Raw genomic sequence first — 13606 nt, 5'->3', positions numbered from 1 at the left:
CGGCAGCGAACGCGCTGCACCGGCACTCGTCTGCTGTCAGAGCCAACCTTCATCTGATGTACGAAAGGAGTCGATATCATGATTACGGTGACGCGTCCCTACTTCCCGGAGCGGGAGAATTTCGACCGCTATGTGGATTCCATCTTCGAGGGGCGCTGGTTGACCAACCACGGCCCGCTCGAGCAGGAGCTCACTCGGCGCCTGGAAACCTACCTGGGCGTCGAGAACCTGCTGCTGGTCAGCAATGGCACCCTGGCGCTGCAGATCGCCTATCGCGCGCTGGGCATCGCCCAGATGCCGGGCCAGTACGAATCGGCGGAGGTCATCACCACGCCCTTCACCTTCATCGCCACCGCCAGCAGCCTGAAGTGGGAGGGCATGCAGCCGGTGTTCACGGATATCGACCCCGACACCCTGTGTCTGGACCCGGCACGCATCGAGTCGGCCATCACGCCACGCACCCGTGCCATCGTGCCGGTGCACGTGTTCGGCAATGCCTGTGATGTCGAGGCCATCGATGCGCTGGGCGAGGCGCATGATCTGAAGGTCATCTATGACGGTGCCCACGCCTTCGGCGTGACCTATCGCGGCAACAGCCTGCTGTCACATGGCGATGCCAGCACCCTGAGCTTCCACGCCACCAAGCTGTTCCACAGCATCGAAGGCGGCGCGATCATCTTCAAGCGCAAGGAAGACCTGGAACGTGCCCGCAAGTTGATCAACTTCGGCATCACCGGCCCGGAGTGCATCGAGGAACTGGGCATCAACGCCAAGATGAATGAGTTCCAGGCGGCGATGGGGCTGTGCGTGCTGGATGAGATCGAAGGCAATCTGGAGAGCCGGGCGCTGGTCTGGCATGCCTATGCCCAGGCGCTGCGCGGCAATGTCCAGCTGCAGACCCGCCAGACCGGCGCCAGCCTGAATTACGCCTACTTCCCGATCATTCTCGAAAGCGAAAGCATGCTGCTCGAGGTGATGCAGCGTCTGCAGCAGGAAGGCTATCTGGCACGACGTTACTTCTGCCCGTCGCTGGAATCGCTGTCCTTCCTCGGGCGGCCCGCCGCCGAATTGCAGGACGAGGATGTCATCACCCCGCAGATCGTGCATTCCACCGATATCGCCAGTCGTATCCTGTGCCTGCCGCTCTACTCGGGGCTTGAGGTCAGCGAGATCCTCGGGGCGGTGCGCATCATCGTCAATCGCCACGTCAAGGCCGCCTGATCATGAACATCGCGATCATGCAGCCCTATCTGTTCCCGCATATCGGCTATTTCCAGCTGATGCATGCCTGTGACGAGTTTCTCGTCTATGACGATGTCGCCTTCATTCCGCGTGGCTATATCAATCGCAACAATGTACTGCTGGGCGGCAAGGCGCATCGCTTCACGCTGTCGGTGCCCAAGGCGTCGCCCAACCGCTTGATCAGCGAACTCGTCTTCGGTCCGACACCGGACAGCCTGCTGACCACGCTGCATCACGCCTATGCCAAGGCGCCGTATTACGCACAGGTCATGCCGCTGCTGCAGGCGGTGTTCCAGCATGAAGACCGCCGCATCGGGGCGCTGTGCAAGTACAGCTTCGAGCGGGTGTGTGACTACCTGGGGCTGGAGTGTCGCTTTCTGCTCACCAGTGAGCTTGAGCACGATCGCAGTCTCAAGGCCCAGGACCGTCTGATCGAGATGTCACTGATGCGCGGGGCCGAGGGTTACATCAACAGCATCGGCGGCCGCAAGCTCTACCAGGCGGCGCCCTTTGCGGCCAATGGCATCACGCTGTCATTCCTCGCCAGCCAGCCGAGTGACTACTGCCAGACACCGCTTGATTCGCGTCGCTCGGGGCGTCAGTCGGAGTTCGTCGCCGGCCTGTCGATCATCGATGTGCTGATGTGGTGCTCACCGGGCGAGGTGCGCGACAGACTCGCCGAGTACCAGCTGCTGCCGGAAGACCTGGAGCTGCTGCGCGCCGCGGGCAATGTTGCGGGTGATACGGCGTCTGTGCCGGGGCCGCTGGCGCGCGATGTCTCGGCCCACTCGCAACAGGGGGGCCACGCCTCGTGTCACTGAGCAACAAGACCGCCATCGGCATTCTGTGGAATTTCTCCGATCAGCTGTTGCGGCGTGGCATGGCCAGCCTGGTCACGCTGCTACTGGCGCGGCTGCTGGTGCCGGAAGATTTCGGGTTGCTGGCGATGGTGCTGGTCTTTCTGACCATCGCCTCGGCCATGATGGATTCCGGTCTTCAGCAGGCCATTCTGCGCATGCCGACCCTCGGGCCGCGTGATGCCAGCACCGCCTTCTTCAGCAATATCGCCTTCGGGGTGCTGGCCTACGGCCTGCTGTATGCCAGCGCCCCCCTGATCGCCGACTTCTATGCCGAGCCACGCCTGATCGTGCTGGTGCGTATCGGCGGCATCGTGGTGCTGATCAATTCCTTCGAGGTCATTCAGGGCGCGATGCTCAACCGTGCGCTGGATTTTCGCACGCGCATGAAGGCTGGCATTCCCGGCAGCGTGGTGTCGGGCGGGGTGGCAGTGCTGCTGGGCTGGCTGGGCTTCGGGGTCTGGGCACTGGTGGGGCAGATGTTGACGGCGGCGCTGGTCACTACCGCCCTGATGTGGTGGTGGGGCAGCTGGCGGCCGCGGCTGGAATTCGACGTGGTGTCGTTCAAGGCGATGTTCCGCTTCGGCTACAAGATGTTCCTGTCACGCATGCTGGATGTGCTGTTCGTCAATCTCTATGTGCTGCTGATCGCCAAGCTGTTCTCCGCTTCGGTGGCGGGGCTGTTCTTCTTCGCCGAGCGTCTCAAGGAGCTGGTGATCAATCAGCTGGTGACGGCGGTGCAGAACGTGACCTTCCCGGCGCTGGCGAGCATCCAGGCGGATCCCGTACGCCTCAAGAGTGCCTATCGTCAGATCCTGCAGGTCATGGTCTATCTGCTGTTCCCGGCGATGCTGTTGCTGGCGGCGCTGGCCGAGCCGCTGTTCCTGACGCTATTGCCCGAGCGGTGGCTGGCGGCGGTGCCTTATCTGCAGCTGATGTGCATCGCGGCCGTCATGTATCCCCTGAGCACGCTCAATCTCAATGTGCTCAAGGTCAAGGGGCGCTCGGACCTGTTCCTCGGGCTCGAGATCGTCAAGAAGGTATTGATCTGTGCGGTGCTGGCGGTGACCTGGCGCCATGGCGTGATGGCGATCCTGATCGGGCAGATCGTGGTGGCGGTGGTGTCCTACATCCCCAATGCCTGGTTCTCGCGGGAGTTGATCAACTACAGCATCCGCGAGCAGCTGGCCGACTTCCTGCCGGCTCTGCTGCTGGCCACTGCGGTGGCGGGCACGACCTGGTGGGCCGTGCCTGCGCTGTTGGCCATCTGGCCGGCGCCGGTGGTACTGGTGGCATCAGGCCTGCTGGCAGGGGCGGCCTACCTGTTGCTGTCCTGCTGGCTGCGCTTCGCGGCCTGGCAGTACGGCGCCGGCTGGATCCAGGAGCGTCTTTCACAACGGAAAGTGGGGAATACTGCATGTTAGAACTGAGTTATGCCCGGGCACTCGCGACGCCCCTCATGGATGGCACACCGCAGTCAGGCCCCTTGCCTGTACCGCCGGCGCCCGCCGAGGAAGCCGCCATCATGGCCGAGTGGGAGGGCGATCTCAGCGCCCCGCGCGTCTCGGTGATGTGCTTCGCCTTCAATCATGGCGACTACATTCGCATGGCGCTGGATGGCTTTCTGATGCAACGCACGCGTTTTCCGTTCGAGATCGTCGTGCATGACGATGTCTCGACGGATGGCACGCGGGAAATCATCGAGGAATATGCGGCCCGTTACCCGAACATCGTGCGGCCGATCCTGCAGGACGTGAACCAGTACTCGCAGCATATCTGGCCGATCACCTTCTGCATGCCGGTGATGCGCGGCGACATCATTGCCTATTGCGAAGGCGATGATTACTGGATCAAACCCGACAAGCTGGCCCGTCAGGTCGCCTTGTTCGATGCCTATCCCGAGGCGACGGTCTGCTTCCATCCGGCGCTGGAATTCAATGAAGCCACCGGCGAGCATTCGCTCATCTGCCGCTATGCCGATAGCGTGAAGAAGATCTCTGCCGAGGCGGTGATCGGGCTGCGCGGCGCCTCCATTCCGTCGCCGGCCTTCAGCTTCCGACGCGTCGATGCCACCGTCGACGCGATGATGGCGTCCTATCGCGGCGCCCCGATCATGGACTTCTTCCTGCAGTCCTACATGGCACTGCAAGGCGAGACTCTCTATTACGAAGATGCTGCCTGTGTCTATCGCCGCAATGCCAAGGGTTCCTGGACATCGCAGCAGCAGGAAAGCGAGGCCGAACAGCGCTATCAGCGCGACATGATCTCGGCCATCGACGTCTTTCATGCCAATACCCGGCATATGCCGCATTCCGACAGCCTGTATATCCCGCTCTATCACTACTTCAAGCAGTACGTGATGGCGCCCGCGAGCCCCATGCAGCGCCTGGCCAACTTCCGCCAGGGGGTCGCGCTGCTCTCGCACATGGACCGCAGTCGGCTGCTGCGCCTCGTGCGTCAGGATGTGATGACCAGGTTGATAGGCACTCGTCGCCGTCGTGTGACATCCGACAGCGCAGTGCAGAAGCGTAAAAGCGCCTGAATGCCCCCGGTTATCGGGGGATGAGGGCGGGAGAAGCGTTTGATGACAGGACGTCGTCAATGACATCAAAAAAGCGCTGCAACACACAAAAGCGCGAAGGATATCGGCCTTGGGCCGTCGTGAGTCGCAAGGGGACCGCAACATGAATTATCGCAGTTACGCCGACCTGAGTTCGGATATCGCCAGACAGTTGTCGCGCCTGCAGGCCGGGAATTTCGATCTGATCGTCGGAATCCCGCGCAGTGGAATGGTGCCGGCCTACATGATCAGCGCCATGCTCAATCGGGCCTGCACGGATCTCGACACCTTCATCGCCAACGGCTCGCCCGGCAAGGGAATGACGCGCAAGGTCCGGGGGGCGGCGCAGAGCGCCTGGGAAAATCAGCGTGTGCTGCTGGTCGATGACAGTTTCAACAGTGGAGCCTCGCTCAAGGCCTCCCTGGCGCGCATTCCGCAAGAATGCCCCTGTGACATCACCACCTGTGTCATCTATGCCAATCCGGCACCGGTGGTGGGGGTGGACATGTATCTGGTCGAGCTGGAGCACCCGCGTGCCTTCCAGTGGAATCTGTTCCATCACCCGGCGCTGGCCGATAGCTGCCTGGATATCGATGGCGTGCTGTGCCTCGACCCGACGCCTGAGCAGAACGATGACGGCCCGCGCTATCGCGACTTCCTGACCAACGCGGCGCCTCTGCATATCCCGACCTACCGTGTGCACTCGCTGGTCACCAACCGGCTGGAAAAATATCGTCCCGAGACGACCGCCTGGCTGGCCCGTCACGGTGTCGAGTATGACCACCTGATCATGCTCGACCTGCCCAGCAAGGAAGAGCGGCTGCGCCAGAATCGCCATTCGAGTCACAAGGCGGATTACTACCGTGACTCCGGCTGTCGCCTGTTCATCGAAAGCGAGGTGGGGCAGGCCACCAACATCACGCGCATGACCGGCAGGCCCGTCTATTGCGTGGACGCCCACCAGATGATGACCCCCGAGTGGGCCTCGATGTCAGCGCAGAAGAAGGGCCAGGTGCTGGTGTGCACGTTCAAGCGCATGGCGCGCCGGGTCGTGACCTGGTTGCCGGCGCCGCTGGCCCGCCAGGCGCGCAGTGTCTATCAGCGCCTGGCCTGAACACACCGAAGGAAGTGGGGCTGACGATGACCGCCATGCGCAGGTGGCATGGCGGTCATCGTGAATTGACTCGATCAAGCCTGGCTCAAGGCTAACACTGGCGAAGGAGTGGCAATGAAGACGCATCGGATGGCGCTTTTGGTCGTGGCACGGCAGATGACCCTCGAGACTCGCCAGATGCTGGCGTTGGCGGCGGGGCTGACGCGCCTGGGTCACGAGGTGGACCTCATCGTGCCCCAGGCCCATGAGGAGTTGATCGAAGGTCTGGCACATGGGGTGCGGCTGGTAGAGCTGGGCGTGCACACTGAGTTGACGGGCGTGCTGGCCCTGACGCGCTATCTGGCGCGTCATCGCCCATGTGTCCTGTTGTCCAGCGGTCTGGAAGCCAACCTCAATGCGCTCAAGGCGCGCCGTCTGGATCGTTGGCGCGTGCCGGTGATTGCGCATCATGCCGTGACACCGGCCAGTGAACTGGTGGCGGCGGGCAGCAAGGCGCGGGGCCTGAGGCGCAGAATGGCGCTCAAGTATCCGCATGCGGCACTGGTGCTGGTCGAAAGCGATGAAGCGGGCTGTCAGGCACGCCACGAGGGCGGAATCGAGGCAGCGCGCGTCGTGACGTTGCCGTTGGCCCCTGATGAGGAGACGGGCGCGCTGAGCGAGCATCAATTGATGCAGTGCCTGTCGTTGATGCTGTCAGCAGCCGAGGTCGAGGGCGCGTCACCCTTCTCGTCCCAACGCTGGCAGGTCAGCAATGGGGGAGCTGCGGCTGGCCTCGCGCAGTCCTCGCCGTCCCTCGATACCTCTGGCGTGGTGAGTCGGCAGGCCACCAGCGCTGATACCGGCGCGTCCGCGCCTCTCATGTCATCCGCCAGTCTGCAGGCCGAACTGGCCAACAGCGGCGCACGAGAATAAGTCTTTCCATGGAACACATTCTGCTCGACCTGCCCAACCTGCTCGTCTGTCTGGTACTGGTGATGGTGGGCTTTCTGCGTGGTTGGGTGACGCGCAATGTCGCGATCATCCTGAGTCTGAGCAGTGCGGTGCCGTACCTGTTGAACAATGTGCTGTTCGATGCCGAATACATGCCGGACCAGTTCCGCTACTGGGAGCAGGTATTGGCCATGCGCAGCATGGACTGGGGAGCGATGGACCACTCCCTGACCGTCTCGGTCTCGTCGGGATTTCTAGCGCTGTTGCCGTTGCCGCTGGCGGAAACCATCACCAGCCTGGGCTTCTTCAACAAGTTCCTCTATATCGGCGCGCTGATGGTGCTGATTCGCCGCGGCATCATCTCCCACGCGGTACTGCTGTTCGTGCTGTGCTACCCGAGCCTGGTGCTCTACAGCTCACTGAGCCTGCGCGACACCCTGGTCACCGGCTTCATGCTCGGCAGCTTCCTGCTGGCCATCGAACGTCGGCCGATGTGGGCGCTGATCTTCCTGTTGCCGTTATGGATCATCAAGTTCCAGAACGCTCTGATCATGCTGATCTTCCTCGGCATCTATCTCCTCTACGACGTCAGCCGTCAGGGCCTGTCGACCAAGCGATTCTGCTGGTTGCTGGTCGGGCTGGCCGCCAGTGTGCTGGTCATCTATCCGCTGGCGGTGGACCAGATCAACTTCTTCCGCGCGGCCATGTATCTGGAGGATGGCGGCAAGATCGAGGATGTGGAGGTCATTCAGGGCTTCGGGGACTTCGTGGTGACGGGAATCCAGGGCGCGCTCTATTTCCTGATCAAGCCATTGCCCTGGGAAGCCGCCAATGCGCTGCAGTTGATCCAGTCGGGAGAGAACCTGCTGGTGGTCGCCTTCCTCGTCTGGCTGACCCTCAAGTGCTGGCAGGTCCAGCGTGAGAAGACGCTCTTCTGGCTGCTGTATCTGATCGGCGCCTTCACCATCTATGGGCTGGTCGTCTTCAACTACGGCACCGCGGTGCGCTATCGCTTCCCGTTCCTGGTCATCTATGTGGTGTGCATGGCGCATGACACAGGGCTGGTGCGTCTGTGGCAGCAGCAACGCCGGCCTGCATTGCTGGACTGACCTGCTGGAACGAGTTGATGGACTGGGTTGCTGGACCGAATTGCTGGACCGAGTTGCCGGCCCGAGCCGCGACGTCTTTCCTTTCGCGCTGGTGTCGCTTCTCGATCGTTTCTCTTGTCGATGGCTCCCCTTATTCAAGGTTTCTCTCCCGGATGCTTCCGGTCGCGCGGGCTCATGCTCGCGCATGTTCTTCTTCGCATGACACGCAAGGAATGCCCCATGCCAACACGTGACGCTCAGACCTCCACGGTGGTGCTGGTCTCCAACTCGTCGTTCTTTCTCTACAACTTCCATCGCGGCGTCATCGAAGGGCTGCGTGATTCGGGCTATCGCGTGGTGTGCCTTGCGCCCACCGATGCGCATAGCGCGTACCTGGTGGACGAGCTCAGGGTCGAGCATCGTGCGCTGGGCATGGAAGGCAAGGGCACCTCGCTGATCGGTGAGGGCAAGAGTCTGCTGGCACTGCTGGGGACATTGCTGAAACTCAAGCCACACTATGTTCTCAACTTCACCATCAAGGCCAATGTCTATTCGGGGCTGGCCTGTCGGCTGCTCAAGATTCCCTATACCAACAACGTCTCGGGGTTGGGCACCGCCTTCATACACGACAGCTGGCTGTTTCGTCGGGTACGGGCGCTGTATGGCTTCGCCAACCGTGGCGCGCGTTGCGTGTTCTTCGAGAACCGTGATGACCAACGCCTGTTCATGCGCCTCGGGCTGCAGAAGTCCACGCCGTCTGTCGTGCTGCCCGGCGCCGGTATCGACCCGCAACGCTTCGCCTTTGCGCCGCAACCGCAGACGCCACCGCTGACCTTCGTGATGGTCGCACGCCTGATCGGCGACAAGGGGGTGCGGGAATACGTGACGGCGGCCGAGCGTCTGCATGAGCGTTATCCGCAGGCACGCTTCTGGTTGATCGGCCCGTCGGGAATCAGCAATCGCACCGCGATCAGCGATGAGGAAATCGCTGCCTGGCGCGAGCGCGGCATATTGCACTACCTGGGCGAACAGCGGGATGTACGCCCCTTCCTGGCCGAGGCCAATGTGCTGGTGCTGCCGTCGTATCGGGAAGGCATGCCGCGCACGGTACTGGAGGCGGCCTCGATGGGGCGTCCGGCGATCGTCAGTGATGTGCCGGGCTGTCGCAGCTCAATCAATCCCGGCGTCACGGGTTGGCTGTGCGAAGCGGCCAATGTCGCGTCTCTTGAGCAGCAGATGCAGGGCTGTCTGGACATGCCGCATGCGGCATTGATGGAGGCGGGGCAGGCGGCACGCGTGCGTATCGAACGTGAATTTGATCAGCAGATCGTGGTGCGTGCCTATCTGGGCTGTCTGCAGCACACACTGGATATCGAGTTGCGTAAGTCAGTACTCGCTACCGCCTGAGGCGGGGCGCTAACACATTGACACCGTTGGATTTTCGTCAGGAAGATGAAGAAAATCGTTCTCGACAGTTGGGCAAATATCAGGAACTGCTGCTGGATTTAACGCGCATAATGGCCCCGCGAGTGAGAGTGACAGGCGCCTGCCTGGAGAGCTCAATCGGTCGGGACAGTGCTTCTTCTGGCAATGACACACCGCGTGTCGCTGAACAGGCCGTCTCGCTGGAACGCGATCGATCGTTATCAAAGGGAAGGATGCCCGTGAACACCATCAACAGAGAGCAGAATGTCGTCATGAGTGGATATCGTTTCTGCGCCCAATGCGGGGGCGCCAGCGTACATCGCGTAAAACGCCATTGGTGGCAGCGACTGGCCGGCAAGGCGCCGCTCTATCACTGTGAAGACTGCGGCATCATCCATCGCGTCTCGACTGAGGCCATCACTGCCAGCCGGACGAGCCAGCAGGACGCTGAGTCGTCGCACCCGATGGCTGGCCGCTGATCCTGTCTTCATGTGCCAGCATTGAGCTATTGAGCTATTGAACTGAGCCTGGCGCGCCGGCATTGGATTTATCTTTTCATCACCCATGCCACGGCGCGCGTTGTACGCTCACCATGATTCAGGACAAGCGTGCTTCTCAGAAGGCGGGGGGGCAAGACGCGTTGAGCTGGCACCTCGCATGATGCCTGGCAGTGTTTGTTCAGCGCTCAGGCCGCTTGCCACTCTCGTTTTCCGAACCCGCTTTCCGTACTAGCTCCCCGTGCCCGCTTACCGCGCACGCTCCTCTTGCCGTTCTGTCTTGCAGACGCGATGTCCTGCTGACGCGCTGTCTTGCTGACGCGCTGTCCTGCTGACGCGCTGTCTTGCTGACGTGCTGTCTTTCTGACGTACAGTCTTTCCAAAAAATGCCTGAGGCATTGTTCTTCATGAAGCGGTCAAGACGTGGTGACCGCCGCTCGTCTTGCTTTCAGCAAGTTTGCGCGACCGTTGCTGCGCTAGCATTCTGCATTAGCGTTCTGCACTAGATCGCACCGCTTCATGTCATACCCCCTATCTCCCGCCATCGACCCTCGTCGGTGGCGGGTTTTTTCTGCGCCGCAGTTGAGCATTTCGATCAAAGCAAGGCGATATCTCGCCTGCTGCCGGGTGCCTCGCGGCGAGCATTTCCCTGTGGAGCGCATGAGCCAATGAAGATTCTGTTTGTCGTCGGTAATCTTTCCAGCGACGGAGGCACGGAACGTGTCACATGCGAAATCGCCAGCGGACTGGCGCGCTCGGGTCATGAGGTGATGATCGCGAGTCTGTTCGGGCCAGCGACCAGCTCGTTTTCCCTGGAGGACAGCATCACGACCTGTTGCCTGAATCTGAAGGAAGCCAGAGGCGGGGCCCGACGTTCTCTGGGCATCAGTTCGGCGCTGCTGAGCAAGGTCCGCCATCAACAGGCCGATGTGGTGGTGCTGGTGGATTCGATCCTGTTTGCCTTCTGTGCGCCGTGGGCCCCGTTCCAGCGCGCCCGGATCATCTGCTGGGAGCATTTCAACCTCGCCACCGATCATGGTTCACGCCTGCGTTCGGTGGGGCGCTCGACCGCCGTGCGCCTGGCCGACGCCATCGTGGTGCTCACCGAGCGGGATGCCGAGGCCTGGCGAGCGCGCTATCGCATCCGCGACAAGGTCGGCGCGATCTGGAATCCGGTGCCGCACTTTCCCAAGCCCAGCGAAGAGAGCACAGCGTCGCGTACCGTGCTTGCCGTCGGGCGCCTGACGGAGCAGAAGGGCTTCGATGTGCTGCTGAACGCCTGGCACAAGGTCGTGTCGGTCCATCCTGACTGGCGACTGCGCATCGTCGGCTGGGGCGAGGATGAAAATGACCTCAAGGCCCAGGCCTGGACATTGGGCCTGAGTGATAGCGTCGTCTTCGTGGGCCGCACCTCACAGGTGGAAAAGGAGTATCAACGCGCGGCGCTGTACGTGATGAGCTCACGCTGGGAGGGGCTGCCGATGACCCTGCTGGAAGCGCAATCCTTCGGCTTGCCGGTGGTCTCGACAGACTGTGAAACCGGGCCTGCCGAAATCCTGGCCGGCGGCAGCGGCGTGCTGGTGGATGTCGAGGACGATGAGGCGCTGGCGCGCGAGATCCGTGATCTGATCACGGATGAAGCTCGTCGCAGCGAGATGTCCCTGCTGGCACGCGACAATGCCGCGCGCTTCGATGCGGACACCCTGTGCGGTGAGTGGCAGCAGCTGCTGGAGCGCCTGACCTCCGGTCGAACCCGCATCGCGGATGCCTCGTGAATCCTCCCAGAGTGTCAAAATCGGGCCGCAGAGCAGGGCGTGATCCACTCTGGTGAGCCTTTGGCTAAACATTCGCTGACCAGGCGGCCAGTCACGCCTGCCAGTGTCACCCCGATATGCTGATGGCCAAAGGCATGGATCACGCGTGGCTCATTGGGTGACGGGCCGATCACCGGCACGGAATCGGGCAGGGTGGGGCGAAAGCCCAGCCAGCGGCGGGCTACCGGGGCGTCAATGCCCAGTACCTTGCGCACCCGGCTTTCCAGATAGTCGAAACGGGCCGGGTTGGCCGGCCCCGCAAGCGAGCTCAGCTCCACGGTGCCGGCCACGCGCAGACGCGCACCCTCGGCACTGTGCAGTGGCGTCATGTAGAAGGCGCTTTCCACCGGGCAGGTCGGGCGGTTGAGCGGTGAGTGCTCGAGATCGAATTCGATGTGATAGCCACGCTCGGTATCCAGCGGAATCCTGTCGCCGATCTGGCGGGCCAGCTGTGCCGACCAGGCCCCGGCTGCCAGCACCACTCTGTCTGCCATGAGTCGCCGGCCATCGGCGTACTCCAGCAGCATGCCGGAGGCCTGTCGGCTCAGGCGGGTGACCTCGGCGCTGACGATTCGACCCTCTTGGCGCAGCGGGGTGGCCAGGGTGTCGATGAACATCTGCGGGTCATCGAGGTGACAGGAGGAGGGGAACAGCACGCCGCCCGCGGTGTGGCGCTCCATGGCCGGTTCCAGCGCGATCAGCTCGTCCGCCGTCAGCACCTGCTGGTGGATGCCGAGCTGGTCGCGCAGTCGGATATCGCCCTGTGCGGCCTGCAGGTTCTCGGCCTTGCCGTAGGCATACAGACAGCCCTTACGCTGAATCATCGCGGCGGCGGCGGGGGCATCGTCCAGCAGCGGCTGGTAGTCCGTGTAGGTATGGCTGAGCAGCTGGGCCAGTATCTCGCTGTTGGCGCGAAAGCGAGTGGCGTTGCACTGGCCCATGAAGCGCATCAACCAGGGCGAGAGCCTGGGCAGGCATTTCCAGTCGATGACGAAAGGCGAGTCAGGTGACAGTAGCAGCGACGGCATGCTGCGCCAGATTTCCGGACGGGCGATGGGCAGGCAGCCGTAATCCGCCAGGGTGCTGGCATTGCCGAAGGAGGTGCCGCTGGCGATGCCTTCGCGTTCGATCATCGTCACCTCGTGGCCGCTGCGCCGCAGCCACAGGGCGCAGGCGACACCCACGGCGCCTGCGCCGATCACCGCCACTTCCGTGTGTTCGCTATCACTCATTGATCGCTCACCTTGTGGTCATCTTGTTGTTATCGAGGTGTTGTTATCGAGGTGTTGCCATCCTGGCGTCGATATCGAAGCGTCGTCATCGAGGTATTCGCGCCGTAATGACGCACGCCCCGGGGGTGACCGGGGCGCAGCAGGTGGCCTTTCGAGCATGCCTCGCGGGCGACAGCTCGGCAAGCGCGCTGTCACCGGGCGTGTCGTACTCAAGCGTTCCGAGAGTGGCGCAATCCAGGCCCTTCAAGACACGTGTTTCAAGATCGGCTCGGCTCCTCGAAGGGCAGCGGGATGTCATCACCACGCCGGACGGCGAAGACATTCAGCGTCATCGCCACCAGGGCGTAATAGCCCAGCACCCCGACCAGCTCCACGACCACGGTTTCGCCGAACATCGCGACGGCCTCGCCGTACAGGGCATCATCGACGCGCCGTTCGGCGTAGAGGGCGCGGGTGATGCGATAGACCAACCGCTCATCGTCTTGTTCAAACGCGGGTTCACGCTCCTCGCGCAGCGCCGTGATGACCTCGGGCGCGAGGCCGGCCTGCTCGGCAATCGGCGCGTGAATCTGCCATTCAGCCTGGGATTTCCACCACACCGCCGTGGTGAGAATCGCCAGCTCGCTGAGGCGCAGCTCAAGGCCGGTGGCGTAGCGGCAGAAGGCACCGAGGCGCTGGGCATGACTGGCAAGCTCGGGGCTGTGGATCCAGGCCAGGAAGGGGCCGTCCAGATTGCCGCGCGGGCCGCTGAGAATCTCGGCCAGCACCTCGCGCTGAGCCGCGCTCATGCTGGCGTCATCCAGTTCGGTCAGGCGCGATGTGATCGCCATGAAAGTCACTCCATTCA

General features: G+C 62.4%; 12 protein-coding genes. 10 read left to right on the top strand and 2 right to left on the bottom strand.

The annotated features are described in order from the left end of the window. Positions 1-78: 78 nt before the first annotated feature. The 10 genes from HA399_RS11335 (at position 79) to HA399_RS11290 (ending at position 11488) form a co-directional block, all read left to right on the top strand. The gene (locus HA399_RS11335) at positions 79-1221 is read left to right on the top strand and encodes a DegT/DnrJ/EryC1/StrS aminotransferase family protein (protein WP_054556247.1); all 1143 of its coding nucleotides are present in this window, start codon (positions 79-81) and stop codon (positions 1219-1221) included. Positions 1222-1223: 2 nt separating this feature from the next. Next, complete coding sequence (locus HA399_RS11330; protein ID WP_404325041.1) at positions 1224-2063, top strand: WbqC family protein; 840 nt, start codon at positions 1224-1226, stop codon at positions 2061-2063. After that, positions 2054-3523, top strand: coding sequence for a lipopolysaccharide biosynthesis protein (locus tag HA399_RS11325; protein WP_404325040.1), 1470 nt, complete (start codon positions 2054-2056; stop codon positions 3521-3523). Before HA399_RS11330 ends, HA399_RS11325 begins: the two co-directional genes overlap by 10 nt. Beyond that, complete coding sequence (locus tag HA399_RS11320; RefSeq protein WP_107336372.1) at positions 3517-4641, top strand: glycosyltransferase; 1125 nt, start codon at positions 3517-3519, stop codon at positions 4639-4641. The genes HA399_RS11325 and HA399_RS11320 overlap by 7 nt, the downstream gene beginning before the upstream one ends. A 142-nt stretch (positions 4642-4783) precedes the next feature. Next, on the top strand, positions 4784-5773 hold the full coding sequence (locus HA399_RS11315) for a phosphoribosyltransferase family protein (RefSeq protein ID WP_131432407.1): 990 nt from the start codon (positions 4784-4786) through the stop codon (positions 5771-5773). A gap of 114 nt (positions 5774-5887) precedes the next feature. Continuing rightward, on the top strand, positions 5888-6685 hold the full coding sequence (locus HA399_RS11310; RefSeq protein ID WP_404325039.1) for a glycosyltransferase family 4 protein: 798 nt from the start codon (positions 5888-5890) through the stop codon (positions 6683-6685). A gap of 8 nt (positions 6686-6693) precedes the next feature. Next, positions 6694-7812, top strand: a complete 1119-nt coding sequence (locus HA399_RS11305) for a hypothetical protein (RefSeq protein WP_052384903.1) — start codon at positions 6694-6696, stop codon at positions 7810-7812. Positions 7813-8031: 219 nt separating this feature from the next. Next, the gene (locus HA399_RS11300; protein ID WP_404325037.1) at positions 8032-9198 is read left to right on the top strand and encodes a glycosyltransferase family 4 protein; all 1167 of its coding nucleotides are present in this window, start codon (positions 8032-8034) and stop codon (positions 9196-9198) included. 17 nt (positions 9199-9215) lie between these two features. Next, complete coding sequence (locus HA399_RS11295; protein ID WP_347420849.1) at positions 9216-9695, top strand: hypothetical protein; 480 nt, start codon at positions 9216-9218, stop codon at positions 9693-9695. A gap of 686 nt (positions 9696-10381) precedes the next feature. Then, positions 10382-11488: a glycosyltransferase family 4 protein gene (locus HA399_RS11290; RefSeq protein ID WP_404325036.1), complete on the top strand. Its 1107-nt coding sequence runs from the start codon at positions 10382-10384 to the stop codon at positions 11486-11488. A 14-nt stretch (positions 11489-11502) separates the two neighbouring features. On the opposite strand, the gene HA399_RS11285 is transcribed toward HA399_RS11290, so the two are convergent. Then, positions 11503-12759, bottom strand: coding sequence for an NAD(P)/FAD-dependent oxidoreductase (locus tag HA399_RS11285; protein ID WP_404325035.1), 1257 nt, complete (start codon positions 12757-12759; stop codon positions 11503-11505). A gap of 257 nt (positions 12760-13016) precedes the next feature. Further along, a complete protein-coding gene (locus tag HA399_RS11280) occupies positions 13017-13589 on the bottom strand; it encodes a carboxymuconolactone decarboxylase family protein (protein ID WP_404325034.1) in 573 nt (190 codons plus the stop codon). Between the last annotated feature and the right edge of the window lie 17 nt (positions 13590-13606).

The sequence above is a fragment of the Cobetia sp. UIB-001 genome, assembly GCF_044789135.1.
Taxonomy (GTDB): domain Bacteria; phylum Pseudomonadota; class Gammaproteobacteria; order Pseudomonadales; family Halomonadaceae; genus Cobetia; species Cobetia amphilecti.
The sequence above is the reverse complement of the archived record's forward strand: the minus strand, read 5'-3'. Positions and strand labels throughout refer to the sequence as shown.

Excerpts from the sequence above, each read along its gene's own strand:
- HA399_RS11310 (WP_404325039.1), top strand. The coding sequence starts at position 5,888 with ATGAAGACGCATCGGATGGCGCTTTTGGTCGTGGCACGGCAGATGACC.
- HA399_RS11335 (WP_054556247.1), top strand. The coding sequence starts at position 79 with ATGATTACGGTGACGCGTCCCTACTTCCCGGAGCGGGAGAATTTCGAC.
- HA399_RS11285 (WP_404325035.1), bottom strand. The coding sequence starts at position 12,759 with ATGAGTGATAGCGAACACACGGAAGTGGCGGTGATCGGCGCAGGCGCC.
- HA399_RS11320 (WP_107336372.1), top strand. The coding sequence starts at position 3,517 with ATGTTAGAACTGAGTTATGCCCGGGCACTCGCGACGCCCCTCATGGAT.
- HA399_RS11315 (WP_131432407.1), top strand. The coding sequence starts at position 4,784 with ATGAATTATCGCAGTTACGCCGACCTGAGTTCGGATATCGCCAGACAG.
- HA399_RS11300 (WP_404325037.1), top strand. The coding sequence starts at position 8,032 with ATGCCAACACGTGACGCTCAGACCTCCACGGTGGTGCTGGTCTCCAAC.
- HA399_RS11290 (WP_404325036.1), top strand. The coding sequence starts at position 10,382 with ATGAAGATTCTGTTTGTCGTCGGTAATCTTTCCAGCGACGGAGGCACG.
- HA399_RS11305 (WP_052384903.1), top strand. The coding sequence starts at position 6,694 with ATGGAACACATTCTGCTCGACCTGCCCAACCTGCTCGTCTGTCTGGTA.
- HA399_RS11280 (WP_404325034.1), bottom strand. The coding sequence starts at position 13,589 with ATGGCGATCACATCGCGCCTGACCGAACTGGATGACGCCAGCATGAGC.
- HA399_RS11330 (WP_404325041.1), top strand. The coding sequence starts at position 1,224 with ATGAACATCGCGATCATGCAGCCCTATCTGTTCCCGCATATCGGCTAT.